Origin of the sequence: Vespertiliibacter pulmonis (assembly GCF_013377275.1) — a bacterium.
GTDB classification, from domain to species: domain Bacteria; phylum Pseudomonadota; class Gammaproteobacteria; order Enterobacterales; family Pasteurellaceae; genus Vespertiliibacter; species Vespertiliibacter pulmonis.
The window spans coordinates 780,015-805,856 of record NZ_CP016615.1 but is presented as its reverse complement, the minus strand read 5'-3'; the positions used below and the strand labels follow the sequence as shown (position 1 = coordinate 805,856).

Annotated in this window: 25 protein-coding genes and 3 tRNA genes; 15 read left to right on the top strand and 13 right to left on the bottom strand. The window is 37.6% G+C overall.

Annotated features, from left to right (window positions below; all coding sequences use genetic code 11):
• The first annotated feature begins 70 nt into the window (after positions 1–70).
• Genes exbB through A6B43_RS04070 form a run of 3 tightly spaced genes read left to right on the top strand, consistent with a single transcriptional unit; the run spans position 71 to position 2,171 of the window.
• Positions 71–862 (top strand): tonB-system energizer ExbB, encoded by a 792-nt coding sequence (exbB, locus tag A6B43_RS04080; RefSeq protein WP_124211702.1) that lies wholly within the window; start codon positions 71–73, stop codon positions 860–862.
• Positions 859–1,281 carry a TonB system transport protein ExbD gene (gene exbD, locus A6B43_RS04075; protein WP_124211701.1) on the top strand — a complete coding sequence of 141 codons (423 nt, stop codon included), beginning with the start codon at positions 859–861 and terminating at the stop codon, positions 1,279–1,281. The genes exbB and exbD overlap by 4 nt, the downstream gene beginning before the upstream one ends.
• Positions 1,278–2,171, top strand: a complete 894-nt coding sequence (locus tag A6B43_RS04070) for an energy transducer TonB family protein (RefSeq protein ID WP_124211700.1) — start codon at positions 1,278–1,280, stop codon at positions 2,169–2,171. Before exbD ends, A6B43_RS04070 begins: the two co-directional genes overlap by 4 nt.
• 23 nt (positions 2,172–2,194) lie before the next feature.
• Here A6B43_RS04070 and A6B43_RS08840 read toward each other — a convergent pair whose 3' ends face one another.
• Entirely contained in the window at positions 2,195–4,291 is a 2,097-nt protein-coding gene (locus A6B43_RS08840) for a tetratricopeptide repeat protein (RefSeq protein WP_237306942.1), read from the bottom strand.
• 179 nt (positions 4,292–4,470) lie between these two features.
• Here A6B43_RS08840 and tldD point away from each other — a divergent pair, with 179 nt between their 5' ends.
• Both tldD and prmA read left to right on the top strand, forming a co-directional pair.
• Positions 4,471–5,916, top strand: coding sequence for a metalloprotease TldD (gene tldD, locus A6B43_RS04060; protein WP_124211698.1), 1,446 nt, complete (start codon positions 4,471–4,473; stop codon positions 5,914–5,916).
• Between the two features lie 63 nt (positions 5,917–5,979).
• A complete protein-coding gene (gene prmA / locus A6B43_RS04055) occupies positions 5,980–6,861 on the top strand; it encodes a 50S ribosomal protein L11 methyltransferase (protein ID WP_124211697.1) in 882 nt (293 codons plus the stop codon).
• 74 nt (positions 6,862–6,935) lie between these two features.
• Here prmA and rfaD read toward each other — a convergent pair whose 3' ends face one another.
• The 3 genes from rfaD to def form a co-directional block, all read right to left on the bottom strand.
• Positions 6,936–7,862 (bottom strand): ADP-glyceromanno-heptose 6-epimerase, encoded by a 927-nt coding sequence (gene rfaD / locus A6B43_RS04050; RefSeq protein ID WP_124211696.1) that lies wholly within the window; start codon positions 7,860–7,862, stop codon positions 6,936–6,938.
• A gap of 108 nt (positions 7,863–7,970) precedes the next feature.
• Positions 7,971–8,633 carry a glutathione S-transferase gene (locus tag A6B43_RS04045; RefSeq protein WP_124211695.1) on the bottom strand — a complete coding sequence of 221 codons (663 nt, stop codon included), beginning with the start codon at positions 8,631–8,633 and terminating at the stop codon, positions 7,971–7,973.
• A complete protein-coding gene (gene def, locus A6B43_RS04040) occupies positions 8,630–9,145 on the bottom strand; it encodes a peptide deformylase (RefSeq protein ID WP_124211694.1) in 516 nt (171 codons plus the stop codon). The genes A6B43_RS04045 and def overlap by 4 nt, the downstream gene beginning before the upstream one ends.
• Positions 9,146–9,232: 87 nt before the next feature.
• Here def and dprA point away from each other — a divergent pair, with 87 nt between their 5' ends.
• On the top strand, positions 9,233–10,390 hold the full coding sequence (dprA, locus tag A6B43_RS04035; RefSeq protein ID WP_124211693.1) for a DNA-processing protein DprA: 1,158 nt from the start codon (positions 9,233–9,235) through the stop codon (positions 10,388–10,390).
• Positions 10,391–10,449: 59 nt separating this feature from the next.
• Here dprA and fumC read toward each other — a convergent pair whose 3' ends face one another.
• The gene (gene fumC, locus A6B43_RS04030) at positions 10,450–11,844 is read right to left on the bottom strand and encodes a class II fumarate hydratase (protein WP_124211692.1); all 1,395 of its coding nucleotides are present in this window, start codon (positions 11,842–11,844) and stop codon (positions 10,450–10,452) included.
• Between the two features lie 354 nt (positions 11,845–12,198).
• Between fumC and apaH the strand changes: the two genes are divergently transcribed.
• The 3 genes from apaH to A6B43_RS04015 all read left to right on the top strand — a co-directional run bounded on the left by apaH (position 12,199) and on the right by A6B43_RS04015 (position 14,302).
• Positions 12,199–13,020 (top strand): bis(5'-nucleosyl)-tetraphosphatase (symmetrical) ApaH, encoded by an 822-nt coding sequence (apaH, locus tag A6B43_RS04025; protein ID WP_124211691.1) that lies wholly within the window; start codon positions 12,199–12,201, stop codon positions 13,018–13,020.
• Between the two features lie 82 nt (positions 13,021–13,102).
• Positions 13,103–13,179: transfer RNA gene (locus A6B43_RS04020), tRNA-Val, on the top strand.
• Positions 13,180–13,342: 163 nt separating this feature from the next.
• Entirely contained in the window at positions 13,343–14,302 is a 960-nt protein-coding gene (locus A6B43_RS04015) for a hypothetical protein (RefSeq protein WP_124211690.1), read from the top strand.
• Between the two features lie 377 nt (positions 14,303–14,679).
• Here A6B43_RS04015 and A6B43_RS04010 read toward each other — a convergent pair whose 3' ends face one another.
• From A6B43_RS04010 to mutY, 6 genes are all read right to left on the bottom strand, one after another.
• Positions 14,680–15,054: a hypothetical protein gene (locus A6B43_RS04010; RefSeq protein ID WP_124211689.1), complete on the bottom strand. Its 375-nt coding sequence runs from the start codon at positions 15,052–15,054 to the stop codon at positions 14,680–14,682.
• Between the two features lie 427 nt (positions 15,055–15,481).
• Positions 15,482–15,557: transfer RNA gene (locus tag A6B43_RS04005), tRNA-Asn, on the bottom strand.
• Positions 15,558–15,575: 18 nt separating this feature from the next.
• Positions 15,576–15,651, bottom strand: a tRNA-Phe gene (locus A6B43_RS04000).
• Between the two features lie 125 nt (positions 15,652–15,776).
• A complete protein-coding gene (mltC, locus tag A6B43_RS03995) occupies positions 15,777–16,868 on the bottom strand; it encodes a membrane-bound lytic murein transglycosylase MltC (RefSeq protein ID WP_124211718.1) in 1,092 nt (363 codons plus the stop codon).
• Positions 16,869–16,875: 7 nt separating this feature from the next.
• Entirely contained in the window at positions 16,876–17,151 is a 276-nt protein-coding gene (locus A6B43_RS03990) for an oxidative damage protection protein (RefSeq protein WP_124211688.1), read from the bottom strand.
• Positions 17,129–18,265, bottom strand: coding sequence for an A/G-specific adenine glycosylase (gene mutY, locus A6B43_RS03985; protein WP_124211687.1), 1,137 nt, complete (start codon positions 18,263–18,265; stop codon positions 17,129–17,131). The genes A6B43_RS03990 and mutY overlap by 23 nt, the downstream gene beginning before the upstream one ends.
• A 102-nt stretch (positions 18,266–18,367) precedes the next feature.
• Here mutY and gloA2 point away from each other — a divergent pair, with 102 nt between their 5' ends.
• The 5 genes from gloA2 (at position 18,368) to A6B43_RS03960 (ending at position 22,403) form a co-directional block, all read left to right on the top strand.
• The gene (gloA2, locus tag A6B43_RS03980) at positions 18,368–18,757 is read left to right on the top strand and encodes an SMU1112c/YaeR family gloxylase I-like metalloprotein (protein ID WP_124211686.1); all 390 of its coding nucleotides are present in this window, start codon (positions 18,368–18,370) and stop codon (positions 18,755–18,757) included.
• Between the two features lie 9 nt (positions 18,758–18,766).
• On the top strand, positions 18,767–19,486 hold the full coding sequence (gene sfsA / locus A6B43_RS03975) for a DNA/RNA nuclease SfsA (protein ID WP_124211685.1): 720 nt from the start codon (positions 18,767–18,769) through the stop codon (positions 19,484–19,486).
• A gap of 140 nt (positions 19,487–19,626) precedes the next feature.
• A complete protein-coding gene (gene hslV, locus A6B43_RS03970; protein ID WP_124211684.1) occupies positions 19,627–20,148 on the top strand; it encodes an ATP-dependent protease subunit HslV in 522 nt (173 codons plus the stop codon).
• Positions 20,149–20,231: 83 nt separating this feature from the next.
• The gene (gene hslU, locus A6B43_RS03965; protein WP_124211683.1) at positions 20,232–21,557 is read left to right on the top strand and encodes an HslU--HslV peptidase ATPase subunit; all 1,326 of its coding nucleotides are present in this window, start codon (positions 20,232–20,234) and stop codon (positions 21,555–21,557) included.
• Positions 21,558–21,689: 132 nt separating this feature from the next.
• Positions 21,690–22,403 (top strand): DUF4198 domain-containing protein, encoded by a 714-nt coding sequence (locus A6B43_RS03960; protein WP_124211682.1) that lies wholly within the window; start codon positions 21,690–21,692, stop codon positions 22,401–22,403.
• A gap of 73 nt (positions 22,404–22,476) precedes the next feature.
• Here the strand turns inward: A6B43_RS03960 and dapF are convergent, their stop codons facing one another.
• Positions 22,477–23,301, bottom strand: coding sequence for a diaminopimelate epimerase (dapF, locus tag A6B43_RS03955; RefSeq protein WP_124211681.1), 825 nt, complete (start codon positions 23,299–23,301; stop codon positions 22,477–22,479).
• Between the two features lie 135 nt (positions 23,302–23,436).
• Here dapF and A6B43_RS03950 point away from each other — a divergent pair, with 135 nt between their 5' ends.
• Positions 23,437–24,759, top strand: a complete 1,323-nt coding sequence (locus tag A6B43_RS03950; protein WP_124211680.1) for an anaerobic C4-dicarboxylate transporter — start codon at positions 23,437–23,439, stop codon at positions 24,757–24,759.
• A gap of 258 nt (positions 24,760–25,017) precedes the next feature.
• On the opposite strand, the gene A6B43_RS03945 is transcribed toward A6B43_RS03950, so the two are convergent.
• Complete coding sequence (locus A6B43_RS03945; RefSeq protein WP_124211679.1) at positions 25,018–25,659, bottom strand: TfoX/Sxy family protein; 642 nt, start codon at positions 25,657–25,659, stop codon at positions 25,018–25,020.
• Positions 25,660–25,842 lie beyond the last annotated feature (183 nt).

Genomic DNA, 25,842 nt, shown 5'->3' with positions numbered 1-25,842 from the left:
GGTTAGATTTCTTAGAAATAAGCAAATTTCAATGAGAATCTTACCGCTTGTTATTTTATAAGGATACAAAATGTCTTTTTTTACTCGACAGGTTATATTTGTTGTTTTAGCTATTTTTAGTCTTAATCTTTATGCAGAAGTGCCTGAAAGTGTTTCTGGTGGGGTTGTTGAATCGTTACAAGAGATGACAATTCAAGCAATGTATCAAAATGCTCACCCTGTGGTGAAAGGGGTGTTAGTTATATTATTGCTTTGTTCGGTTATTACTTGGACAATTTTCGTCTTTAAAATTGTGCAGTTTCGCCGTGGAATTCATCAATTAAATAAAGAACAAAAACAATTACAGCAACAATCATCTTTAGCTGAATTGAATAATTCTTCTTCTGTTTTTGCTAAAAATAGTATTACGCTCAGTCTATTTAGCGAAGTGCGTGATGAGATGGAACGCTCACAACAGCAATGTGATGAGGCGTTTACTGATCGAGTTGATTACCGTTTAGAGCGTCAAATTCAACATTGGGTATATCGTATTCGCTATGGCATTGGTGTATTAGCTACAATTGGCTCGGTTGCCCCTTTTATTGGCTTATTTGGAACGGTGTGGGGCATAATGAATAGCTTTATCGGCATTGTAAATGCGAAAAGCACCAATTTGGCGGTGGTTGCCCCAGGAATTGCAGAGGCTTTATTTGCAACGGCATTAGGATTGGTAGCGGCAATTCCAGCGGTAATGATGTATAACTATTTTACCCGTTATGTGAGCTATTATGGCACGTTAGTTGGTAATTTAGTTGCAATGTTACGACTAATGGTTAAACGAGATATTTCACTTAATCGATTATCTACTAAGGGGGAAAAATGACGAATTTACCGTCCGAGCAGGATCAAGAGCTAAGTGAAATCAACGTTACCCCGTTTATTGATGTGATGTTAGTTTTGCTGATTATTTTTATGGTTACCGTGCCATTAACCACCGTAACCGTTCCCCTTGATCTGCCAGTTGCTCAGGAACAGCCAACACCACCAACGGATAAACCGCTTATTCTTTCTCTGAATAAAGAGAAACAACTTTTTTTAGGTGATGAATCGATAGCAGAAGAAAACTTAGTCGAATTATTGAATGTAAAAACGGAACGTAATTTAGAGACCGTCATCTTTTTCCAAGCGGATAAAGAGGTTAATTATGAAAGTTTACTGCAAGTGATTAGCCGTTTACGTCAAGGGGGCTATTTGAAAATTGGTTTAGTCGGTTTGGAAGACGGTAATCAGGCGGAAAAATGATTGTTAGCCCACCTTCTTTTGAACAGCCAAAATGGCTAGTTGCTTTTGTTGTAGTATTAGTTGCTCATATATCATTGGTATGGGCATTAGCCAATAAAGCTACACAAGTGGAACAACCCCTAACGCTTTCTGCGGTGATGGTCGAATTTGCTGAATTACCCCAATCGGCGACAAAAATTGAACCAGTTACGATTGGGCCACCGCAAGAAATAGCGGTGAATAGTACGGCAGCAGCTAGTGAGCCGCAGCCACCTACGCCTGAAGAGCCACCTAAAATTGTTGTGGAAGAATCGCCTAAGGTTGAAAAAGCCGAAATCGTAGTAAAAAAACAGACGAAAACGAAGGAAAAACCGAAAGAAAAAGTAAAGGTTGAGCCGAAACAAAATCCACAAAAAGTGGTGAAAAAATTGCCTGAAAAGCCTTCAAAAAAACAGATACCTAACCAAGAAAGCGTAATGAAAGAGAGTACCAGTAATGTTAATTCTCGTGCGTCTTCACAAACGGCATCAGCACCGCCGAAAGGTGATGAAAGTAAAAATGCCGCACCGAGTAACAGCATCTCTGAAGATCGCAATTTAACGCAAAATTGGAAAGCGAAAGTGATGGCACATTTAAGCCGTAACCAACGTTATCCACAATTTGCAATGGATAACGGTCTTGGCGGAACGGCTTTTACCGCTATTACTATTGATGGACAAGGCAATGTGCTAAATGTAACACTCAAGAAAAGCACAGGTGTTTCTGTGTTAGATGATGAAACGCTCGCCCTTGTCAAACGGTCTTCGCCTTTGCCAATACCGCCTCCACATTTGCGTGAACGGGCAAGCCTCGTTTTGCCAATCCCAATTCGTTTTGACCCTCAAGAGTTTAAAAAAGCGCATAGCCGTTAGAATTAGCGGCTAGTTTTATGAGTTTACTGGAAGTTGATAGGTAATGATGAGTGAACAACGCTAATTTCTGGTAAATGCTGTTTCATTTTATGACGGAAAACTTCCACTTTGCGTTTTTCATCTGTCCTTTCGTAGTTGGTACCGAGAATAACTTCATCAACCATTTGGCGAATATCGGTATATTCTACATAAATAGATTGTGTTTTCTCACAAATTTTTATTTCATCAGAGCCAATTTCTGCCATTTTTAACAAGCGAAATTCTTCTTCATCTCGAAAAGCAAAATCTTTAAAAAGATAGCGAATATATTCTAAATCTGCTTCTTGTTCTGGAGTAAATTTGTCTATACTTTTTATTTTTTCTTTTAAATTATTAAGAGCTTTTTTCAGTTCTTTTTCTCTTTTTTTATGCCATTTAGAATTATTTCCTACTTGGTGTAAACAGAATGCAAAATTTGTATTATTAAATTTTGTGCATTTCCGTTCATCAATATAACTATCCATATAGGTAAGATAAGCAACTTGATAAAGAGGAAGTTTGGGATAATTTTTAGATATAGTATCAGATATACTTTCTGTTTGTAATTCAGTATCTCTTTCGGAAAAAGAAAAACTCTGGCGAATATCGGGCTGTTTTAACCAATTTCTTTTTTTATTAAATATTAAACAGCACCCTGAAGCTTCTATTTGATTTTCCTTACCATATAAGCGGAATTGGTTAAGATCATTGATACGGCTAGAAAAACAGCTAAAAAATGCATTTCTTTTTGGAAATTGTGTAATGTTTTCTAAGGAAATATCAGGCTTATCAAGAAATTCTAATAATGATTTACCTTCTGAAGGATCATTCATATATGTTGCACTATTCATTCGCATTGGGCTAAGAATATATTCCTGAGAACTTTCTTTATTTTTTTCGCTATCTTGTTTATTTTCTGCTTTGTTTAGTCCAAATAAAAGTTCTGCAACATAAGGCGTTGTGTAGTGAGCTAATGGGATATTTTTTAATTCAACAGGCTCAATAGATAATACTGTTAAGATAGTAATAATTTGCTTTTTTAATTGATTAGATTGTAGGTGTGTGGAGAGTTGCTTGCTAATCTTCTCTTTTTTATATTTAAAATAACTGTCAAACTTTTTTGATTTATTAGAGAATTCAAAGTGGCAATAATCTAGAAATTCTTGAGCGTTTATTTGTGCTTGAGCATTCTTTTCAGCTGAGAGCCCTTCAGCTAGTTGTAACCAATTAGTATAGTGTTCAATTGCTTTATTAAATAGTGAATTATCCTCATTTTCTGGGTTTTTTATTGTTTGGCTTAAATAGCAATGCCCAAGACAGGTTTGAGCAGTAATTTGTTCTTGAATGTTATTTTCAGTGGTGAGGCTTTTGGCTAGTTCTAGCTGATGTTCATGGTGTGTGATTGCTTGTTGAAAGAGTGGCTTAGCTTCATTTAACGGGCTTTTTATGGCTTGTGCCAGATAGCAACGTCCGAGCCAGACTTGAGCATAGATTTGCTGTTGAATGTTATTTTCAGTGGTGAGGCTTTTGGCTAGTTCTAGCTGATGTTTATGATGTTCAATTGCTTGTTGAAAGAGTGGTTTAGCTTCATTTAATGAGCTTTTTATGGCTTGTTCCATATAGCAACGCCCGAGCCAATATTGAGCATTGATTTGCTGTTGAATGTTATTTTCAGTAGTAAGTTCTTTGGCTAGTTTTAGCTGATGTTCGTGGTGTGTGATTGCTTGTTGAAAGAGTGGTTTAGCTTCATTTTCTGGGTTTTTTATGGCTTGTTTGAAATAGCAATATCCGAGGGCTTGTTGAGCATTGATTTGCTCTTGGGCTTTATTTTCAGTGGTAAGGCTTTCGGCTAGTTGTAGCCAATTATTATAGTGTTCAATCGCTAGTTCAAAGAGTGGTTTAGCTTCATTTAATGGGCTTTTTATGGCCTGTTCAAAATAGCAGCGTCCGAGCCAATGTTGAATATTAAGTTGTAATTGAATATCGGTATTTGTATCGGTAATACTTTCTAAAGCTTGTGTTAATTTGGAAATAGCTTGGTCATATTCGGCTTGTTTAAGTAATTTAATACCTTTATTAAGAAGTTGTGATGCGGTCATCATATTTCCTTTATTTTAGTTATTTTTTGTTAAATTTTAACCAAAATTTTGTTGGCTTTAAAATGGTTTTTGTAAGAAAGCGGTTTGATTAGGTAAGCATTTTGCAAATTTCTCACGAAATCTGACCGCTTGCGGTGCTTTTTTGTTAAAATCGTACGAATTTTTTTCGAGTGAGAAATCTGATGTTAAATGCTGTTTCTAAAAGTCTGCTCGCACCGAGTGGGCTTGAATTATCTAATCTAGCCAGCGTGCTAGATATTTTTTCGGATCGTCAAATTGATTATGGCGACCTCTATTTTCAGTTAAGCCAAGATGAAAGCTGGTCGTTGGAAGACGGTATTATCAAAGAAGGCGGTTTTTATATTGATCGGGGCGTGGGCGTGCGTGCGGTCTCGGGGGAGAAAACGGGTTTCGCTTATGCCGATCAAATTTCGCTAAATCAGTTGCAACAGTGTGCAATGGCGGCTCGTTCGATTAGCCAAACAAGCGGTCGGTTATTGGTAAATAATTTCACCAATGTAACCGCTTGTCGCCGTTATCCTGCAATCAATCCTCTTGAGAGCCTAAGCCGTGAGCAAAAAGTGGAGTTGCTACATTTGGTGGATCGGGTAGCTCGGACGGAAGACCCCCGTGTTATTCAGGTTAATGCAAATTTATCTGCCGTGTATGAAGAGATGTTGGTTGCTGCGACCGATGGCACGTTGGCGGCAGATATTCGACCGCTTGTTCGGTTGTCTGTGTCTGTATTGGTTGAGCAAAACGGTAAACGAGAGCGAGGCGGTGCGGGTGCTGGCGGGCGTTTCGGGCTGAATTGGTTCTTTGACTTACACTCTACGGGGGATAGCCGAGCTGTATTTTTAGCCAAAGAAGCAGTACGACAAGCGGTGGTTAATTTAGGTGCAGTAGTAGCCCCTGCTGGCGCAATGCCTATGGTGTTAGGGGCGGGGTGGCCCGGTATTTTACTACACGAAGCCGTTGGGCACGGGCTAGAGGGTGATTTTAACCGTAAAGAGTCTTCATTATTTACAGGCAGAATTGGTGAATTAGTAGCCTCACCGTTGTGTACTATTGTTGATGACGGTACGGTAGAAAATATGCGAGGCTCAATTACGGTTGATGATGAAGGTGTACCATCGCAACGTAATGTATTGATTGAAAACGGAATTTTGAAAGGTTATATGCAGGATAAAATGAACGCTCGGTTAATGGGCGTTGCGCCAACGGGTAATGGTCGTCGTGAATCTTATGCACATTTACCAATGCCTCGTATGACAAATACTTATATGACGGAAGGTAATCACGAGTTTGATGAGATGATCGATTCTATCGACTTTGGGCTTTATGCTCCGCATTTTAGTGGCGGGCAAGTGGATATTACGTCAGGTAAATTTGTATTTTCAACGGCAGAAGCCTACTTGATTGAGAAAGGTAAAATCACCAAACCTGTAACTGGTGCAACCTTAATTGGTAGTGGAATTGAGGCAATGCAACAGGTGTCAATGGTCGGTAAAAAAATGGAGCTTGATCTTGGTATTGGTACTTGTGGAAAAGAAGGGCAAAGCGTCCCCGTTGGTGTCGGACAACCTTGTATTAAACTAGATAAAATCACCGTAGGCGGCAGAGGGTAGTTTATTTGAGTTTATGTAAAGTGTAATAAACCAAAATTATAGAGAGTAAAAAAGGAAAATAAGATGGCATGGGTACAAATTCGTTTAAACAGTACAGATCAAAAAGCAGAAGCAATTAGCGATTTTTTAGAAGAGATTGGGGCAGTATCAGTAACCTTTATGGACAGTCAAGATACCCCGATTTTTGAGCCGTTGCCGGGGGAAACTCGTCTATGGGGAAATACCGATGTGGTTGCGTTGTTTGATGCTGAAACCGATATGCAACAGATTGTGTTATTGTTACAACAAAGCGGTGTGATCGAGCCAAATTTTGCGTATAAAATCGAGCAGATTGAAGATAAAGATTGGGAACGGGAGTGGATGGATAATTTTCACCCGATGCAGTTTGGTAAACGGTTGTGGATCTGTCCGAGCTGGCGAGATGTGCCAGATCCTAATGCAGTAAATGTGATGCTTGACCCAGGGCTTGCTTTTGGCACAGGCACTCACCCGACAACAGCACTCTGTTTACAATGGTTAGATAGTTTGGATCTGCAAGGAAAAACGGTGATCGATTTTGGCTGTGGATCAGGGATTTTGGCGATTGCGGCATTAAAACTTGGGGCAAAATCAGCGATTGGGATTGATATTGATCCCCAAGCGATTTTAGCAAGTAAAAATAATGCTGAAGCCAATGGTGTATTAGATCGATTACAATTATTTTTAGCGAAAGATCAGCCGAAAGATCTACAAGCCGATGTGGTGGTGGCTAATATTTTGGCAGGTCCACTGAAAGAGCTTGCTCCTCAAATTATTACGTTGGTAAAATCGCAAGGGGATCTTGGGTTATCAGGTATTCTATCAACACAAGCACAGTCGGTGTGTGAAGCCTATCAAGAGGCATTTGCCCTAGATCCTGTGGCAGAAAAAGAAGAGTGGTGTCGGATTACGGGTATTAAGAAATAATCAATTTTAGCTATGCTAGCTTATAAGCGGTTGGTTGAGTGCAAATTTTTGCATTAAACTAACCGCTTGTTTTTTTATCTATTTAACCATTCCATATAGGCTTTTGTGCCTTCAGCCACAGTTTTAAAAGGCTTGTCGTAGCCTGCTTTGCGTAGGTTGGTTAAATCCGCTTGGGTAAAGGTTTGGTAGCGAGATTTTAGATGATCTGGGAATGGAATGGTTTCAATTTCCCCTTTTTGGTGGAAATCGATCACTGCTTTAGCAACGGCTTGGAAAGATTCCGCATTACCTGAGCCTAAATTATAAATACCTGAAATGCCATTTTGCCACGCCCAAATGTTTACTTGTGCAACATCATCAATATAGACAAAATCACGCAAGAAATTTTCACTACCTGCAAATAATTTTGGATTTTCGCCGTTGAGAATTTGAGTGTTTAGGTGGAATGCTACACTTGCCATTGAGCCTTTGTGTTGCTCTCTTGGACCGTAAACATTGAAATATTTGAAGCCACAAATCGGTGAATCTGCCTGTGGAATTATTTTGCGCACATATTCATCAAATAGGAATTTTGAATAGCCATAAACATTTAGAGGGCTTTCAAAACGGCGTTCTTCAATAAAATTATCGGAACGTCCGCCATAGGTGGCAGCACTTGAGGCGTATAAAAATGGAATTTGGCGATCTAGGCAGTAATGCAATAACTCTTTAGAGTATTCGTAGTTATTGTGCATAATAAATTTGCCGTCCCATTCCGTTGTAGCAGAGCAAGCCCCTTCGTGGAATACCGCATCAATTTTACCGAAATCATCGCCAGCAATAATTGAGGCAATAAAATCATCTTTATCACAATAGTCTGCAATATCTAAATCTACTAAGTTGATAAATTTTTCGCCTTTTTTGAGATTGTCTACTACTAAAATATCAGTACGACCTTGTTCGTTTAGGGCTTTGACAATATTGCTACCAATAAAGCCAGCACCGCCTGTTACGATTATCATTGTTTATTCCTTTTTAAAGTAAAAATTAAAAATTATTATCAGCGTCTTTGATCCGCTGTGTAAGTGATTTAGTTAGCCACTTGAGTAAACAAGCGGTGAGATTCTTGATTAAATTGTTAATTTACCGATCTTCTGTTCTGCTTGTTGATACGCTGGGTCTTGCTGTATCTGTTTCACAAAACGTTGGATATTCGGATAGTCTTTCATTCCTCGTAACACAAGGGCTTGAAGCGGAAAGCTCATCATAATATCTGCCCCAGTAAGTTGTTCACCTAAGAACCATGTTTTGCCAGACAGGCTTTGCTCAATGTGATCTAAATGTAATTTTAATTGAGGGGTAAGAAAGGTATGACGAACGCCTTCGGTAATTTTGCGAACAATCGGTTTGATAAAGAAAGGTACTTTTTGTTGATCAATCCGATTAAATACTAAAGACATCACCAATAATGGCATGATAGAGCCTTCTGCATAATGTAGCCAGTAAAGGTAGTTTGGATATTCAGCGTTATCCACAGCAGGTTTGAAAGAAAATTGATCACCGTAGCGTTGTAGTAAGTATTCTACAATTGCACCGCTTTCTCCTAAGGTAAGATCACCATCAACAATTAAGGGTGATTTTCCAAGGGGGTGAATTTGACGCAAGCGGTCAGGTGCGAGAAAAGTTTGTGAATCTCGCTCAATGACATCTATTTTATAATCTAAATGAAGTAATTCAAGTAACCACGCAATGCGGTAAGCTCGAGATTGTTTTAATGCGTAGAGTGTAATCATGATTTTGCCCGTGCAAGTTGTTTTTTGAGTTTTTGCATTTTATCTCTAATACGTTGGCGTTTCAGTTGTGAAATATGATCAACAAAAAGAACGCCATTGAGGTGGTCGATTTCGTGTTGAATACAAATGGATAATAATCCATCAGCGTTTAACGTAAATTCATTGCCATTACGGTCAAGGGCTTTAACAGTTAAAGTTTCTTTACGTGGTACTAAGGCTCTACAACCAGGGATAGATAAACAGCCTTCTTCAATTCCTGTTTCACCTGCACTTTCGATAATTTCAGGGTTAATAAGGACAATTTGGTTCGCTTTATCCCCTTCAATATCTATTGTAATCACACGTTTTAATACGTTCACTTGGGGAGCGGCTAAACCAATTCCTTCGTGTTCATACATTGTTTCAAACATATTATCAATAAATTGACGAAGTTCATCATCAACGTGAGTGATAGGTTCACACACTTTCGCTAAATTTTCATCGGGGTAAATTAAAACATCTAATACAGCCATTTTTGTGATCTCTGTCGAAAAGTAGAAAAATTTTTGTAGGTTATTTTAGACGTTTTATTAGGATTAGGGAAACAGTAGGGGAGAAAAATGATATATACCAATGAATTATTACGATTATTACAAGTACCTCAGCTTGGTGCACAACGTATTGGCAGATTGTTGAATGAAGTTGATTTTAGTGAGTTTTGTCAGTACGACAAAACACAATTACGCCAAATTGGTTGGAATGATAAGCAGATCCAACGTTGGTTTAAACCAGATTGGACGTGGATTGAAAATGCAGAAAAATGGCATAATCCGACCGCTTGTCAGTTTATTTTAACGTTATTTGATGAATATTATCCTTTCTTGCTTCGTCAGATTAGTACCGCCCCGCCGATTCTTTTTGTACAAGGTAATATTGAAAGTTTATCGTACCCTCAAATTGCGATAGTTGGTAGCCGAGATTATTCCCCTTATGGGGAATATTGGGCAAATTATTTTGCAACGGAGCTTGTGCGTAATGGATTAGCGGTTACCAGTGGCTTAGCCATTGGTATTGATGGATTTTGTCATCAAAAAGCAGTAGAGCTAAAGGGGACGACCGTTGCAGTCTTAGGCAGTGGGCTAAATCGAGTTTATCCTACTCGTCATAAAAAATTAGCCGAGAGAATTATTAAAAATAATGGGGCGCTAGTCTCTGAATTTTTTCCTGATCAACCTCCTTTGGCGGAAAATTTCCCTCGCCGTAATCGCATTATTAGTGGGTTATCCCTTGGCACATTGGTGGTTGAAGCGACGATCAATAGTGGTTCATTGATTACCGCTCGCTATGCTTTGGAGCAGGGGAGGGAAGTATTTGCATTGCCGAATGCGGTACAAAATCCGTATAGCCAAGGGTGTCATAAATTGATTAAACAGGGAGCGCTATTAGTTGAATCTATTGAAGATATTTTAGAGGCAATTTCGTTTCAGTGGCAACCACCTCAAAGAGCAGAACAACAGACTTTTCTATTTTCAGTCAAAAAGGGAGAAAACATTGGCAAGCAATCGGTTGGATTTGGGCAAAAAAATGCAAAAAATGAGGTAAATCTTACCGCTTGTCAGCAACGGTTAATTGAAAAAATTGGATTTGATCCGATCAGTGTTGATGATTTGGCAGAAGCTACAGAAATAGCGGTTGAAAATATTTTAGCTGAGTTATTAGCGTTAGAATTATTAGGAGCGGTTAAGCAAGTTAGTGGAGGGTATGTTAGGAGTTTATGAATGCCTAAATAGTAAGGGTGAATTATAATTCACCCTTATTTTTATGGTAATAATTGGTATTATTTCAAACTACCGACCATATCTTCTGGGCGAACCCACTGATCAAATTGTTCTGCAGTTACTAAACCAAGATTAATTGCTTCTTCTTTTAATGTTGTGCCATTTTTATGAGCGGTTTTCGCAATTTTAGCGGCATTTTCATAACCGATATGGGTATTTAACGCCGTTACTAGCATCAATGATTGTTCAAGCTGTTGCTTAATACGTGGATAGTTTGGCTCAATTCCTACCGCACAATGTTCATCAAAAGAGATGCAGGCATCACCTAATAATTGAGCAGATTGTAAGAAGTTGTATGCCATTACAGGCTTGAATACGTTTAGCTGGAAATGCCCTTGTGTGCCAGCAAATGAAATGGTTGTGTCGTTGCCTAATACTTGTGCACAAACCATTGTCATTGCTTCACATTGGGTTGGGTTTACTTTTCCCGGCATAATAGATGAGCCTGGTTCGTTTTCTGGGATCAGAATTTCACCAATGCCAGAACGTGGGCCTGAGGCTAATAAACGGACATCATTAGCGATCTTATAGAGAGATACTGCTAACTGTTTTAATGCACCGTGAGTTTCCACAATTGCATCGTGAGTAGCTAATGCTTCAAATTTATTTTGTGCTGTAATAAAAGGCAACCCTGTGAATTTAGCAATGTAATCCGCAACTTTCACGTCATAACCTTTTGGTGTGTTTAGACCTGTACCAACGGCAGTTCCACCTAAAGCAAGCTCTGCCAAGTGAGGCAGTGTATTTTCTAATGCTTTAATCCCAAAGGCGAGTTGAGCAGCATAGGCTGAGAACTCTTGACCCAGCGTGAGTGGGGTAGCGTCCATTAAATGTGTACGACCAATTTTGACGACATCAGCAAAAGCAGTTGCTTTATCAGCTAACGTTTTTTGTAAACGTCTAACACTAGGTAGAGTATGCTCTACAACTTTTTTATATGCTGCAATGTGCATTGCGGTTGGGTAAGTATCGTTAGAAGATTGAGATTTATTGACATCATCGTTAGGGTGAATAACAGATTTTTCACCAAGAACACCGCCATTTAGCACGTGAGCTCGGTTAGAAATAACCTCATTCACATTCATATTAGATTGTGTGCCAGAGCCGGTTTGCCAAATAACTAATGGAAATTCGTCAGCTAATTTATTTGCTAAAATTTCATCACAGGCTTGAGCGATTAAATCACGTTTTTCTAAAGAGAGAACCCCTAAATCATAATTGGCGTAAGCGGCAGCTTTTTTTAGATAACCAAAGGCTTCAATAATTTCTACTGGCATTGAGCCTTCTGGTCCAATTTTAAAGTTGTTGCGAGAGCGTTCCGTTTGTGCAGCCCAATAACGATCAGCGGGTACTTGTACTTCGCCCATGGTATCTTTTTCAATACGGAATTCCATAATTTCTCCTAGAAAGTGATAAATAAATAACCTAAAGATAGTATCATCGGCTAAGAGAGAAAGGAATGTTAATCGCTGTGTCCTAAAGACTTTTTGTTAATTTTGTGAGGTTGATCATAGTTTTACAAGTGGTTAGATAATTATGATACAAGAGCATAATTTATATGCTTATTTTTAATTACTAAGAGATCTTATTCAAAATCTTATAGAAAATACGCTATTTCCTAAATAGTTACTCATTGACTGAAAAGAATAGAGAAAATAAGATAAAATAAATTCTCTTTATATTGAACTTAATATAAGTTTTGTATACTACAAAAGATTGTTAATCTAACCGCATACAGGGCATAAAATATGGCAACTTATATCGTTGGTGATTTACACGGTTGTTTTTCAGAGCTCCAATGCTTACTTGAAAAAGCACAATTTAATCCGCAAAGCGATGAAATTTTTTTCACGGGGGATTTAATTGCTCGCGGGGCAGATTCCCTTGCCTGCTTACGTTTTGTGAAAAATTTAGGTAAGAGTGGGCAAACGGTATTGGGTAATCATGATTTACATTTTTTATCCACTGCGCTCGGTATTAAAAAGGTTAAACCCAAAGATAATGTTGATGCTATTCTCACCGCTCCTGATCGAGATGAATTGATTGATTGGTTACGCTGTCAGCCGTTGTTAATTCAGCACCCAGTTCATAAATTCGTTATTGCTCATGCAGGAATTAGTCCTATGTGGGATTTGGATACTGCTAAAAAATGTGCAAAAGAAGTAGAGTTAGTTCTTCAATCTGATAATTATGTTGAATTGCTTGAGCAAATGTATAGCAATGAACCAGATTTCTGGTTGCCTAAATTGTGGGGGATTGAGCGTTTACGCTATACAATAAATGCTTTTACTCGAATGCGTTTTTGTTATCCTGACAAGCGGTTAGATTTTGATTGTAAATTGCCACCCAATGAAGCTTCCAATATGCTGAGGCCTTGGTTTGAATTAGAAAACCCTAATCTTGTAGGTCAAGATATTCTGTTTGGGCATTGGGCAAGTTTAATTGGCTATCCCACACCGCCTAATATTTATGCCTTAGATACAGGGTGTGTTTGGGGTAATTATTTGACGATGATCCGCTGGGAAGACAAAATGATTTTCACACAATCAGCATTAAATTGTAAAAATTAGGTGTAAAAATCATCAACTATTTATTAAACTATGGGAAATTCTTGAATAGTCTATGGTTTTTTATTAGAATATTAAAAATATTGCGACTATAGCTCAGTTGGTTAGAGCACCACCTTGACATGGTGGGGGTCACTGGTTCGAGTCCAGCTAGTCGCACCAATTCCTAATCCCAGTTCTTACGGACTGGGATTTTTTCATCTCATTTTAGTTCTTCTGCTTTTTATAGATTACTTTTGTAAAAAAATCACTAATATAGCCGCTTGTTGTTCAACTTTTATCAGTTTTGTCGTAGTATTTAATCAATAAGATGGAAGAGGACATTATGATATTGAATAAATTCCCTATTTCTTTGCTAGCGATATTCTGCTCAGCACCTTTATGGGCAACGCAGATAGGAAATCCTACTGCGGTGGATAGACATCACACTAATGTACAAAACTTATTGTATAACTGGTCTAATACATTGGACGATTGGTTTGGAACTCCAGATCTGAGTAATCCTGCAAGTGCTAATTTACGGATTATGCTAGACAACCAGTGGAATCGGTATGATGGTTATTCAATTAAGCCTCGAATCCGAGCCAAAATTAGATTGCCTGCGTTGAAAAAGCATTTTAGTGTGGTGCTTGGAGATGAGGATATTGATAATCAAGCTCAGGATAAGCATCAAACTAGCCCTAATTACCGTGAACCGATGGGTAAAAATAAACATTATGACCGTCGTCAGGTGCGGAATACAAATCATTCTTTGGCATTGCGTTGGTCTGATGACATAAAAAAATGGGGGATAAATACAGATATTGATCTTGGTATTCGTTCTGGGGCGGATATTTTCTTGCGGGTGAAAGCAGATAAAACTTGGCAACATACCGAAAAATTTTCAACACGTCTTGAGCAAATCTATCGTTACGGTATAAATAGCAAACACTATTTACGAACAAATTTAGAGAATAAATTTAACGAAACGGAATATAGTTTTATCAATAATCATACTTATTTGGAATATACTCACGATATTGATGAGGATACTCGTTGGGGAAATAGTATTTATCGCCAACATAATTTTGTAGGGCTAAAGCAGCTTAATTATGGATTATTTTTTGGGGGAGAGTTTGATAGTAAAAAATTTGAGCTAACTCATTATGGCCCATTTATTAACTGGCGTCAGCCAATTTTGCGTGAATGGTTATTTATTCAACCTGAAATATGGTTCTATAACAGTAAAAAATTACATAGAAAGCATCATGTTGGAACATTCTTACGCTTAGAAGCAGTTTTTTAATTTTGACTTTACTAATATATCTCCTGAACCCAGTTTTTAAAATCACAAAATTGGGTTAAAACTTACTATGGCTGAATTGCTGGTGAGAACCTTGACTAGGATAGAACGAGCTTAATTATAGATACCAAAATCATTATGAATTTAGCAGGCTAAAAATAGTAATAAGAAGAATTTCAGTATTTTTTTGTGAAAATAATCTATTAAGTTTAGGAAGGAAATAGATTAGAAGTTTTGTTAGTATATTCTATAGAGATGAGTTAAAGAAATTTATCAAAATACTAAATTTAAGATTTATTATCCCTTTCAACTTCTCTATTTTTGCGATTCCTGAAAATGAACCTCATCGGGCTTTTCTTTAAATGGTTCCATAATTTCTCCTAATATTTTATAGAAACACAGATATAATTGTTATTTATTTTTACTAGCTGAACATTTTTTTGCTCTTTATTTGCAAATTCAGCTAGGCTAGAGGGGCTAAAGTTAAAAGGGTATACATCATATTCCTTCTCCTTATGATTTATAAAATATGAGTAAACTAATGTCTCTTTCATATTTTGTACAATTCTAGGCACATATTTTCTAAATTCTTCTATAGAAAGTGCTTTTCTAGAATAGGTAACCGTATTATTCCCACACCCAGAAAGATCATAGTCAATATAACTAAATATATTCTCTTCATTTTTTCTTAAATCAAAACTTTTATCTTTTGTTTTTATAAGATAAATCTCTGAACTAATGAGATTTTCTAACATTTCCTCTTTCCGATAAGGATTTTTTATATCATACAGATTGATACAAGCAGTAATTAGAAAAATGCAAAATAATAGGCTGAATTTTTTCATAGAAAAGGACAAAACCTTAAAAGCAGATAAAAATTAATTTATGTATTAAGCTAACATAATTCAGGAAAAGGGCTCTATTGTTTTCGTCATAATTCCTTCCTAAATTTTTTGTAAATTTATCAGTAAATTGAGGTAATAGCAGAGAGTAAAGATATTTGATACTCTTTACTGAACTGCATTTGGTTGAAAAAAGTAATAAAAAATTTTTTTAGATAAGGGTGATTTTTTCGTTTAGATACTCTCTTAACAGAAAATTAAGTGATTAAGTATCGACTATAAATTAGGTGAAATTGTGTTTCTTTAGATAAGATTTATTGATCAACTTTAGAATTAAAGTTGGCTCCTCCTGCTGGACTTGAACCAGCGACATATGGATTAACAGTCCACCGTTCTACCGACTGAACTAAGGAGGAGCAGAAATTACGACTTAATGGTGCCTCGAGGCGGAATCGAACCACCGACACGGGGATTTTCAATCCCCTGCTCTACCGACTGAGCTATCGAGGCATCTCGTCGTTTGCGGGGTGCATTATGCTAATTTCTGCTGATCTCGTCAAACATTTTTTTTAAAAAATTTAAAAATTTTGTTTGAGTGTCCAATTTCTGCCCAAAATGAATTAAAAATCAACTGGTTATCTAACGTTACGGTATTTTTGTTGGGCTTTATTTACTTTAAGTAAGTAATTTCTGGCTTGTGCAGAAGGGTGTGCCGTTGTCAAAATACGGAAAATAACATCAGGAGATAAATTATTTATTCTTTCTATCGCTTCCCATTTATCGCTGTCAAAAACACGTAATACAGAACCTGCACCACTGTTGTAAGCGGAAATCATTGCGTAGCGTTTAGCGGTTGGGTTGGTGATACCCTCCAGATATTCATCTCGTAAAATAGTTAAATAATGTGTGCCAGCATCAATATTTTGGCTTGGATTATAAAGATATTCACGATTTGGCTGTCCGCCATAGCCTTTACGGGCAAAAATATCACGCCCTGCTGTACGAGGGACGATTTGCATTAAACCAATAGCATTAGCGTAGCTCACTGCGTAGGGGTTAAATGCGGATTCTACTTCCATAATACCTAAAATAAGGCTTGGATCGATACCATATTGACGAGAAGCTTGGCGAACCATTGGCAGATAACGTCTTGCGCGCACTTCAATGTGGTTAGCAATCATTGGAATATTGACATAAGTAACGGTTTGCCCGTTCTTCAAGCGGCGAGTTTTGGTTTTATTTTGTAAAAGATAGGTAGCGAAATCATTTGCAACGGCAATGTTGATCACTTCTCGTCCGAATTGATCGACAACTTGCCCTGTCAAAAATGGGCTATTACTAATCGGCGTATCGCCAGAAGCAAATAGATCAATTCCGGTAGCGTCTGTTCCCATTAGTAATGTATGAATAATTGCATTACGCAAACGATTTTGATCGCTTAATGTCTCAATCGTAATTTGCCCGTCTTCAAAACTGATATGGCTACGAGTATAGTATTTATCCGTATATTTTACGTAGTCTTTGCGGCTAGCAACAAGTAGTTCATTAACACCCCAAATTTGATCGATATTGCGAGAAAATTGCCCAGCTAAGATATCTAACCCATTGGTATCTTTAGTATAGTTAATACGGCTTTTCCCTTTTTTTGTTTTTGTTGGGCTACTGCCACAGGAAGCCAAAAAAGGAATAATTGCCAGTAACGACAAATATTTGGTTGAAGCGGTTATTTTCATTTTATTTATCCACCACAGGTACATAGCCATCAATGTGAATATCTTTTCCTTCAAATAGGAAATTGACCATTTCAGTTTCAAGTTGTTTACGATGTTCAGGGTTCATCATATTGAGTTTTTTCTCGTTTAACAGCATTGTCTGTTTTTTAATCCATTCTGCCCACGCTTGTTTGCTGATTGAATCAAAGATACGTTTCCCTAACTCTCCAGGGTAAAGTTGAAAATCCAAGCCTTCGGCTTCTTGTTTTAAATATTCACAAAAGACTATTCGTGCCATTATGCGTTCCTTTTTCAATGAGAGATAATTCGTCTAAAATACGTTTAACGGGTGTTGCCAAACCGATTACGTTAGGTTGATGTAAATCATACCAATATTCTGTTTTAGATGATACTGACGGCAGATAATTTCCCTGATTTTCTGCGATTGTATCTGTTGGAATTTCGACTAAAATCGGGGAAATATCCAAATGAAAATGGCTAAATGTATGGCGAAAAGCAATTAACGGGGAAATTTTGCAAATATTTGTAGGAATTGACCGCTTGAGCTGATCAATATCTTCAAATTGTGGAAAGGCAAACAGACCGCCCCAAATCCCTACGCTATCTCGTTTTTCAAGCAATACACTTGAACCTCGTTTTAAGACCAAGAAATAGGTATTTCGTTCGGGCAATATTTTTTTTGGTTTTTTTGCTGGAATATCCGCCCACGCTTGCAAGCGGTTGGTTTCACATTGTGGTTCTAATGGGCAGATTGTGCATTTCGGTTTGGAACGTACGCAAACCATTGCTCCTAAATCCATCATTGCTTGATTAAAATCGGTAACTTGTTGCGTTGGTGTAACACAAGCGGTTAGATCCCACAATTTATTTTCAACAGCTTTTTCTCCAGCCCAGCCTTGCACGGCAAAATAGCGAGAAAGTACCCGTTTGACGTTTCCATCTAAAATGGGGTAGGGGGCATCTAACACTGATGAAAGAATAGCACCTGCGGTACTTCTACCAATACCTGGCAATGCAAGAACATCATCAAAGTTTGTCGGAAATTGACTATCGAATTTATCCCGTACAATTTGTGCAGTTTTGTGTAAATTTCTTGCACGAGCGTAGTAGCCTAGTCCTGTCCATAAGTGTAAAACTTCATCAATAGACGTATTTGCCAACGCTTCAATACTTGGAAATTTTTGCATAAATTGTTCAAAATAGGGGATAACCGTTGCGACTTGAGTTTGTTGCAACATTACTTCTGAAAGCCACACACCATATAAGCTTTTATTTTGTTGCCACGGTAGGTGTTTACGCCCATAGCGAGCAAACCACGTTAGGACTTGGCTTGCAAACGGATCGTTTACATTTGCTTGGGCGAGGGGAAATTGAGTTTTGCTTTTCGCCATATACTTATTAGACTAGGTAAAATGGCAACATACTACTGCAAGCGGTTCGTTTTACCAAAAATTTTGCAGGTTAAAATAACAAAAAGAAAGGCGGATATTACAATGTCTCTCATTAAAGGCGTTCATCATATTGCAATTATTGTGTCTGATTACTCAAAATCAAAACAGTTTTATACTCAAATTTTAGGAGCAGAGATGATCCAAGAAATCTATCGGGCAGAACGCCATAGCTATAAATTAGATCTTCGTTTAGCTGATGGCATACAGCTTGAATTATTTAGTTTTCCTGAACCTCCGTCTCGCTTGAGTAACCCTGAAAGTTGTGGATTACGCCATTTAGCGTTCGCCGTAGAGAACCTTGAGCAAGCGGTAAAATGGCTGGTTACTAATGGGGTTGATTGTGATCCTATCCGAGTTGATCAAAATACGGGCAAGCGTTTTACATTTTTCCGAGATCCCGATAATCTTCCCCTTGAATTTTACGAAATATAGGACGTTATAATGCAATTTCCTTCACTTTCTTGTGGCATTTTAATTCAAAGGTACAAACGGTTTTTAGCTGATATTCAATTGCCTTCAGGTGAGCAGATTACAATTCATTGCCCAAATACGGGCGCAATGACAGGTTGTGCTAGCCCAGGTGATCGTGTGTGGTTTTCGACATCGGATAATCTAAAACGAAAATATGCCCATACTTGGGAATTAACTGAAACACAGCAGGGCGATTTTATTTGTGTTAATACGCAACGAGCAAACCAGCTTGTGGCAGAAGCTCTTAGTAATCAATGGATTACAGAGCTTTCAACATACACTAAAATTTTACCCGAGCAGAAGTATGGTACAGAAAATAGTCGTATTGATTTTCTGCTAAAACGAGATGGTTTGGCTGAAGCTGATTGTTTTATGGAGGTAAAATCTACAACATTACTGACAGATAATCACATTGGAATGTTTCCTGATGCAAAAACCGAACGAGGACAAAAACATTTAAGAGAGCTGACTCAGATCGTTCAAAATGGCCAACAAGCGGTCATTTTCTTCGCAATTTTGCATATGGGCATTGAACATTTTGAGGTTGCTAAACAGATTGATCCGAAATATGCCGAATTATTTGAACGGGCGATAAAGCGTGGTGTCGTAACACTTGCGTATAAAGCAAATATGATGTTTGACGCTAATCATCACCCTATTGGGTTAGAACTTCGGCAAAAAATAGCGTAATGTTTGCTTATAGATGAGAACAGAAAATTGTCGCTTAAGCGAGAGAGGGCAAAACTTGGGGTAAATCTGACCGCTTGCCCTTGAACTTTATCAGTTTGCCCTCAAATATCACACGTTTATCAAAAGAGGAAGGAATTAAAATGACAACAATCGTATGTGTCCGCCGTAATGGCAAAGTTGCTATTGGCGGTGATGGGCAAGCTACTCTTGGAAATTGCATTGAGAAAGGCACGGTGCGTAAAGTTCGCCGTATGTATAAAGACCGTGTAGTGACTGGCTTTGCTGGCTCAACCGCTGATGCGTTTATTTTGCGTGATCTTTTTGAAAAAAAATTAGAATTACATCAAGGACATTTAGTCAAATCTGCCGTGGAGTTAGCGAAAGAATGGCGTTCTGATCGAGCTTTACGCCGTTTAGAAGCGATGATGATTGTTGCTAATGAGAGCGAATTTTTATTGATTTCAGGTTCTGGCGATATTATTGAGCCTGAGCAAGATGTATTAGCAATCGGCTCAGGCGGAAACTACGCTAAAGCCGCATCACTTGCCCTGCTTCGTACAGATAATCAGCTTTCAGCAAAAGAGATTGTGGCAGAAGCATTAAAAGTTGCTGGTGATATTGATATTTATAGTAACCATAATCATATTATTGAAGAAGTGTAATACAAGAAATCCCATTTATTACCCAGTGAAAATGTTGGATATATACCGCTAATTAAACAAGGCAGTTGAAAAGGAAAAGAATTATGTCAATGACTCCAAGAGAAATTGTATCAGAGCTTGATGCACATATTATCGGACAAAATGATGCTAAACGTGCAGTGGCAATCGCCTTGCGTAATCGCTGGCGTCGTATGCAATTACCCGAAGAACTACGCCAAGAAGTTTCTCCTAAAAATATTTTAATGATTGGACCAACGGGCGTTGGGAAAACTGAAATTGCTCGCCGTTTGGCAAAATTAGCCAATGCGCCTTTTATTAAAGTGGAAGCGACAAAATTTACTGAGGTGGGTTATGTCGGTAAAGAAGTGGATTCTATTATTCGAGATCTTACTGAAGTTGCGGTTAAATTAGTGCGTGAACAAGCGGTCGAAAAGAACCGTTTTATTGCAGAAGAAGCGGCCGAAGATCGTATTTTAGATATTTTACTACCTCGAGCTAAAGATCAATGGGGTAATGAAGAAAGTGCGGATAATACTCGTGCAACTCGCCAAGTTTTTCGTAAAAAGTTACGAGAAGGTCAGCTAAATGACAAAGAGATTGAAGTTGATATTGCAAGCCCAATGAGCGTGGAAATTATGACCCCACCAGGTATGGAGGAGATGACATCGCAATTACAATCACTGTTTGAAGGGATTTCTCCGAATAAAACTAAAAAACGCAGAATGAAAATTAAAGAGGCGTTTAAGTTATTGATTGAAGAAGAAGCCGCAAAATTAGTAAACCAAGAAGAATTAAAACAGAAAGCGATTGAAGCTGTTGAACAACACGGAATCGTCTTTATTGATGAAATCGACAAAATTGCCAAAAGTGGTGAAAGAAGTGGGGGCGATGTGTCCCGTGAAGGTGTTCAACGTGACTTACTGCCAATTATTGAGGGTAGTTCCGTAAGTACTAAACACGGTATTGTGAAAACCGATCATATCTTATTTATCTGTTCAGGTGCATTCCAAGTTGCACGCCCATCGGATTTATTACCGGAATTACAAGGACGCTTACCGATTCGAGTAGAATTAAAATCGCTCACGAAAAATGATTTTGAACGTATTCTAACAGAGCCAAACGCTTCATTAACCTTACAATATCGTGAATTGATGAAAACTGAAGGAGTAGAGATAGAATTTACCGAAGATGGCATTAGTGCGATTGCAGAATCCGCTTTCCGAGTAAATGAAAAAGCCGAAAATATTGGCGCAAGACGTTTACATACTGTGCTAGAGCGTTTAATGGACGATATTTCATTTAATGCAAGCGAGCGTTCAGGACAAAAAATTGTTATTGATAAAACCTATGTTGGTGATGCTCTGAATGATGTTGTTGAAAATGAAGATTTAAGCCGATTTATTCTTTAATTGAAAGTGAATGTGCCCCAAGAAAATTGGGGCTTTTTTTATGTCTTATAAAATACCCATAAAATTATTATTGCTTTTTGTTTGAGGTTAATTACAATGGTACTTAATTACCTTAAAAAATAAGAGGATTTTATGTTTAAGAAAACAGCGATTGCACTACTGGCTGCATTATTTTCAGGTTCAATTTTCGCTCACGGAGCTTGGATTGCTCAACAACAGGATAAATATGTTGTGGTTTATGGACATGGTGCAGAAAATAATGCTTATAAAGCTGAGCAAGTTAAACGAATTGAAGGCTATAAAAAAGGCGAAAAAACGATTTTAGTGCGTAAAGATCACGATGATTTCGTCAGTTTTGATTTAGCGGGTTCAGAACTTGTTGGTGTTGAATTCTATAATGGTTTTTGGACGAAATTTAAAGATGGTAAATGGGAGCAAAAACCACGTAATGAAGCTAAAGGTGATATTGAATTAGGCACAGAATCGGCTAAATATGCGGTGAGTTTGTTCGATCATCACGCTAAAATTAAGCCATTAGGTTATCCATTAGAAATTGTGCCAGAGCAAAATCCACTTGAGATGAGTGAAGGCGATAGCGTAACTGTTAAAGTACTTTTCAATGGTAAACCTTTAGCCGATGCAAAAGTAACAAATGATTATGTTAATTTAGGTGAAGATGGCTACAAAAAAACAGATAAAGACGGTAAAGTTACGTTGACTATTCGTAATGATGGGTTGAATGTATTTGAAGTTGGGCATCGTGTCGATCACCCAAATAAAGACAAAGCAGATAAACTTAGCTTAAGTGCGACTTTCTCATTTGTGCTACATGAACATAAACATTAGTCGTAAATAATAAAATACAAGCGGTTAGTTTTGCTTATTTTTTGCAAATTAAACCGCTTGTATTGCTTTTACGTTAAATTCGAATAAATCCATCGTAAATATGTACGGCATCACCTGTCATATAGAGTGGATTACCTATTCCTTGCCATTCAATTTGTAATGTTCCTCCAGGAAGATCAACCCGAACTTTGCTATCTAATAGCCCTTGCATAATACCAACAGCAACAGCACCACAGGCACCACTGCCACAGGCCTGGGTTTCTCCAGCACCTCGTTCAAAAACTCGTAATTTAATATAATTGCGATTGACCACTTGCATAAAGCCAATATTTGCCCGTTCTGGAAAGCGTTCATGTTGTTCTAATAATGCCCCGAGTTCATTCACATTTGCTTGTTCAATATTATCAACTTGTAGTACACAATGGGGATTTCCCATCGAAACAACTCCGCAGAGTACTGTTTGTAGATCTGTTCGTAAGATGTAATTTTTTTCAAATTTATTGGCGGTAAAAGGAATTTGCGCAGGTTCCCAAATAGGTTCACCCATATTCACTTGAATTTGATTGTTCTCTTTTAAGCTCAAAATCATTTTCCCTTTGGTCGTACTCACAGAAATATTTTGCTTGTTAGTTAAGCCTTTTAGAGTCACAAAATGAGCAAAACATCTTGCTCCATTGCCACATTGGGAAACCTCACTTCCATCAGCATTAAAAATACGGTAATGGAAATCCAATTCAGGATCATAGGGTGGTTCAACAATCAGTAGCTGATCGAATCCAACCCCTCTATGACGGTCGGCAAGTTTGCGGATAATGTCTTCCGTTAAATAAACATTCTGAGTAACCCCATCAATGACCATAAAATCATTGCCTAAACCGTGCATTTTTGAAAATTGCATATCCTTTCCCTGTAATTAAAAAATTTTATTGATCAAGCGCATAGTGATAATATTTTTTTATGCTATATTCCTGCCCTTTAATCTACCCTATATGCAAATATAGGGATTTTTGCCTTAAATTACAATGGAGCAATTATGTCTGCAATGTTTATTACCCAATTTGCTATTGTATTACTCTGTATTTTGATCGGTGCTAGAATTGGCGGTATCGGCTTAGGAGTAATGGGAGGCGTTGGTTTATCGATTTTATCTTTCGGCTTTGGCTTAAAACCTGCTGGACTGCCTATTGATGTAATGTTAATGATTATGGCAGTTGTTTCTGCAGCAGCCGCAATGCAAGCGGCAGGCGGTTTGGACTATATGATCAAAATTGCCACCAATATTCTCCGTCGTCACCCAAAATATATTACCTTTATCGCCCCAGCGGTAACCTGGACATTTACCGTTCTTGCTGGAACGGGTCACGTTGCTTATTCGGTATTACCTGTAATCGCAGAAGTGAGCCGTCATAGTGGTATTCGTCCTGAGCGCCCACTTTCAATGGCTGTTATCGCTTCACAATTTGCGATTGTCGCAAGTCCAATTGCTGCAGCTGTTACATCAGTGGTTGCTTTCCTTGAGCCACAAGGGATTACCATGGGTGATGTGCTGATTGTTACAATTCCTGCAACAATTTTCGGGTTATTTTTTGCGTGTTTAATTGTCAATAAAATGGGGAAAGAGCTAAAAGATGATCCTCGTTATCAACAATTACTACAAGATCCAGAATATGTAAAACATAACCAATCTTTTGTTTCTACAGATGAAATCCAAGTCAGTCCAACAGCTAAAAAATCAGTTGGTATCTTTTTGTTTGGTGCATTACTTGTAGTCTTAATGGGGACAGTGCCTTCACTTCGCCCAGTTTTTGATGGTAAACCAATGGGAATGGCACATACGATTGAAATTGTTATGCTTTCAGTCGGGGCACTTATTATTCTAACTTGTAAACCAAATGGTAACGCAATTACACAAGGCACAGTATTCCACGCAGGTATGCGTGCGGTGATTGCTATTTTCGGTATTGCGTGGTTGGGTGATACATTGATGCAATCGCATATGGTAGAAGTAAAAGAGATGGTGAAAGGCTTAGTGGAAACCGCACCGTGGGCATTTGCATTAGCACTTTTCGTGCTTTCTGTATTAGTAAATAGTCAAGGAGCGACAGTTGCAACGCTCTTCCCCGTAGCCATTGCACTTGGTATTCCTGCCCCTATTTTGATTGGTGTATTTGTTGCTGTTAATGGCTACTTCTTTATCCCAAATTATGGTCCGATTATTGCTTCTATTGATTTTGATAGCACAGGGACAACGCGTATTGGTAAATTTATTTTCAACCATAGTTTTATGCTCCCAGGCTTAATCAGTATGGCATTTTGTCTTGGTTTTGGTTTATTATTTGCTCATTTTTTTCTTTAAACTAAATATAGTTTACTCACAAGCGGTGAGATAAGAAAAATCTTAGTTTAAATTTTAGCAAAGTCCTTATATTATTTTTTTAAGTATGAGGACTTTTTATTTTGGTAAAAGGGCGATCAATTTAAAAAAACAGTGATTGATAGTTTTGTTAAGAAATTATTTATAAATAAGCAGTATAGGAAAAAGTAGCAGAATCACCACAAATAGTTCTGTGAAACTGCTACTAACGTAAGAAAATAGTATAAATCACCGCTTGGTCTATGTTTTTACAGAAAAACGGCGGCGGAATCCTGCTAAATATAGAGCATCATCAACTTCGTTAAGTAAGTTCTGCTGTATAGTTGGTGATAATGTATAGATAAATTTATGGTGAATTGCCCCGTAAAGTTTGAATAGTGTCATATGATTGGCTTCTTCGCCAATTCTTATGAGATCAACAAAAGTATCGATCTCACCTTTAGCAATAAGTTCTTCAATTGAATAAATATGGATTTTTCTTAATTTTCTTTCTAATTGATAATTCATATTAGGAAGTGAGCGGATTTGTTTCTTTTTATAAGAATAGGAAGCGTGTTTATTTTGTTGGATATAAGCGAGACTATTGGTAAACCAGAAAGCGTAGTGGGTGAGATGAGATAAAAGGGAGTCTGGTAAAAGATAATATTTATGTGAGGCTGCGATATTTGGGTCGACAAGGGATTCAACTCCTTGTTGCATTAATGCATAGGGGATATCGTGAGGAGATAGTTTGAGATAAAATTTTTTATTTTTATATAAGGCAAACATCAATTCATTTTTCTGAATACCGTAGTAAGAAAAATAAGTAATGACATTTGTTTCACCAATAATTGGGCGTAGTAGCTCTCTAATCTGTAGTGTTTCTTTTTCGAGATGGTTCATATGTATTCTCCGTTTTTTATGATTAATAATAAATTACAGTGAGAAAACAGTTCTCTTTTGAATAATTACTTGCAATTTGTTGCTTTGCAATCGTTTGCAATTGATTTTTTTGTGAGCTTTGTCGAGAAATTAGAAAATAATATAGAAATAGTTTGTTTTTTATACTTGTATTGGCTTAATAAG

Coding starts and splice junctions, on each gene's coding strand:
- exbB (WP_124211702.1), top strand. CDS start 71: ATGTCTTTTTTTACTCGACAGGTTATATTTGTTGTTTTAGCTATTTTT.
- exbD (WP_124211701.1), top strand. CDS start 859: ATGACGAATTTACCGTCCGAGCAGGATCAAGAGCTAAGTGAAATCAAC.
- A6B43_RS04070 (WP_124211700.1), top strand. CDS start 1,278: ATGATTGTTAGCCCACCTTCTTTTGAACAGCCAAAATGGCTAGTTGCT.
- A6B43_RS08840 (WP_237306942.1), bottom strand. CDS start 4,291: ATGATGACCGCATCACAACTTCTTAATAAAGGTATTAAATTACTTAAA.
- tldD (WP_124211698.1), top strand. CDS start 4,471: ATGTTAAATGCTGTTTCTAAAAGTCTGCTCGCACCGAGTGGGCTTGAA.
- prmA (WP_124211697.1), top strand. CDS start 5,980: ATGGCATGGGTACAAATTCGTTTAAACAGTACAGATCAAAAAGCAGAA.
- rfaD (WP_124211696.1), bottom strand. CDS start 7,862: ATGATAATCGTAACAGGCGGTGCTGGCTTTATTGGTAGCAATATTGTC.
- A6B43_RS04045 (WP_124211695.1), bottom strand. CDS start 8,633: ATGATTACACTCTACGCATTAAAACAATCTCGAGCTTACCGCATTGCG.
- def (WP_124211694.1), bottom strand. CDS start 9,145: ATGGCTGTATTAGATGTTTTAATTTACCCCGATGAAAATTTAGCGAAA.
- dprA (WP_124211693.1), top strand. CDS start 9,233: ATGATATATACCAATGAATTATTACGATTATTACAAGTACCTCAGCTT.
- fumC (WP_124211692.1), bottom strand. CDS start 11,844: ATGGAATTCCGTATTGAAAAAGATACCATGGGCGAAGTACAAGTACCC.
- apaH (WP_124211691.1), top strand. CDS start 12,199: ATGGCAACTTATATCGTTGGTGATTTACACGGTTGTTTTTCAGAGCTC.
- A6B43_RS04015 (WP_124211690.1), top strand. CDS start 13,343: ATGATATTGAATAAATTCCCTATTTCTTTGCTAGCGATATTCTGCTCA.
- A6B43_RS04010 (WP_124211689.1), bottom strand. CDS start 15,054: ATGTTAGAAAATCTCATTAGTTCAGAGATTTATCTTATAAAAACAAAA.
- A6B43_RS03990 (WP_124211688.1), bottom strand. CDS start 17,151: ATGGCACGAATAGTCTTTTGTGAATATTTAAAACAAGAAGCCGAAGGC.
- mutY (WP_124211687.1), bottom strand. CDS start 18,265: ATGGCGAAAAGCAAAACTCAATTTCCCCTCGCCCAAGCAAATGTAAAC.
- gloA2 (WP_124211686.1), top strand. CDS start 18,368: ATGTCTCTCATTAAAGGCGTTCATCATATTGCAATTATTGTGTCTGAT.
- sfsA (WP_124211685.1), top strand. CDS start 18,767: ATGCAATTTCCTTCACTTTCTTGTGGCATTTTAATTCAAAGGTACAAA.
- hslV (WP_124211684.1), top strand. CDS start 19,627: ATGACAACAATCGTATGTGTCCGCCGTAATGGCAAAGTTGCTATTGGC.
- hslU (WP_124211683.1), top strand. CDS start 20,232: ATGTCAATGACTCCAAGAGAAATTGTATCAGAGCTTGATGCACATATT.
- A6B43_RS03960 (WP_124211682.1), top strand. CDS start 21,690: ATGTTTAAGAAAACAGCGATTGCACTACTGGCTGCATTATTTTCAGGT.
- dapF (WP_124211681.1), bottom strand. CDS start 23,301: ATGCAATTTTCAAAAATGCACGGTTTAGGCAATGATTTTATGGTCATT.
- A6B43_RS03950 (WP_124211680.1), top strand. CDS start 23,437: ATGTCTGCAATGTTTATTACCCAATTTGCTATTGTATTACTCTGTATT.
- A6B43_RS03945 (WP_124211679.1), bottom strand. CDS start 25,659: ATGAACCATCTCGAAAAAGAAACACTACAGATTAGAGAGCTACTACGC.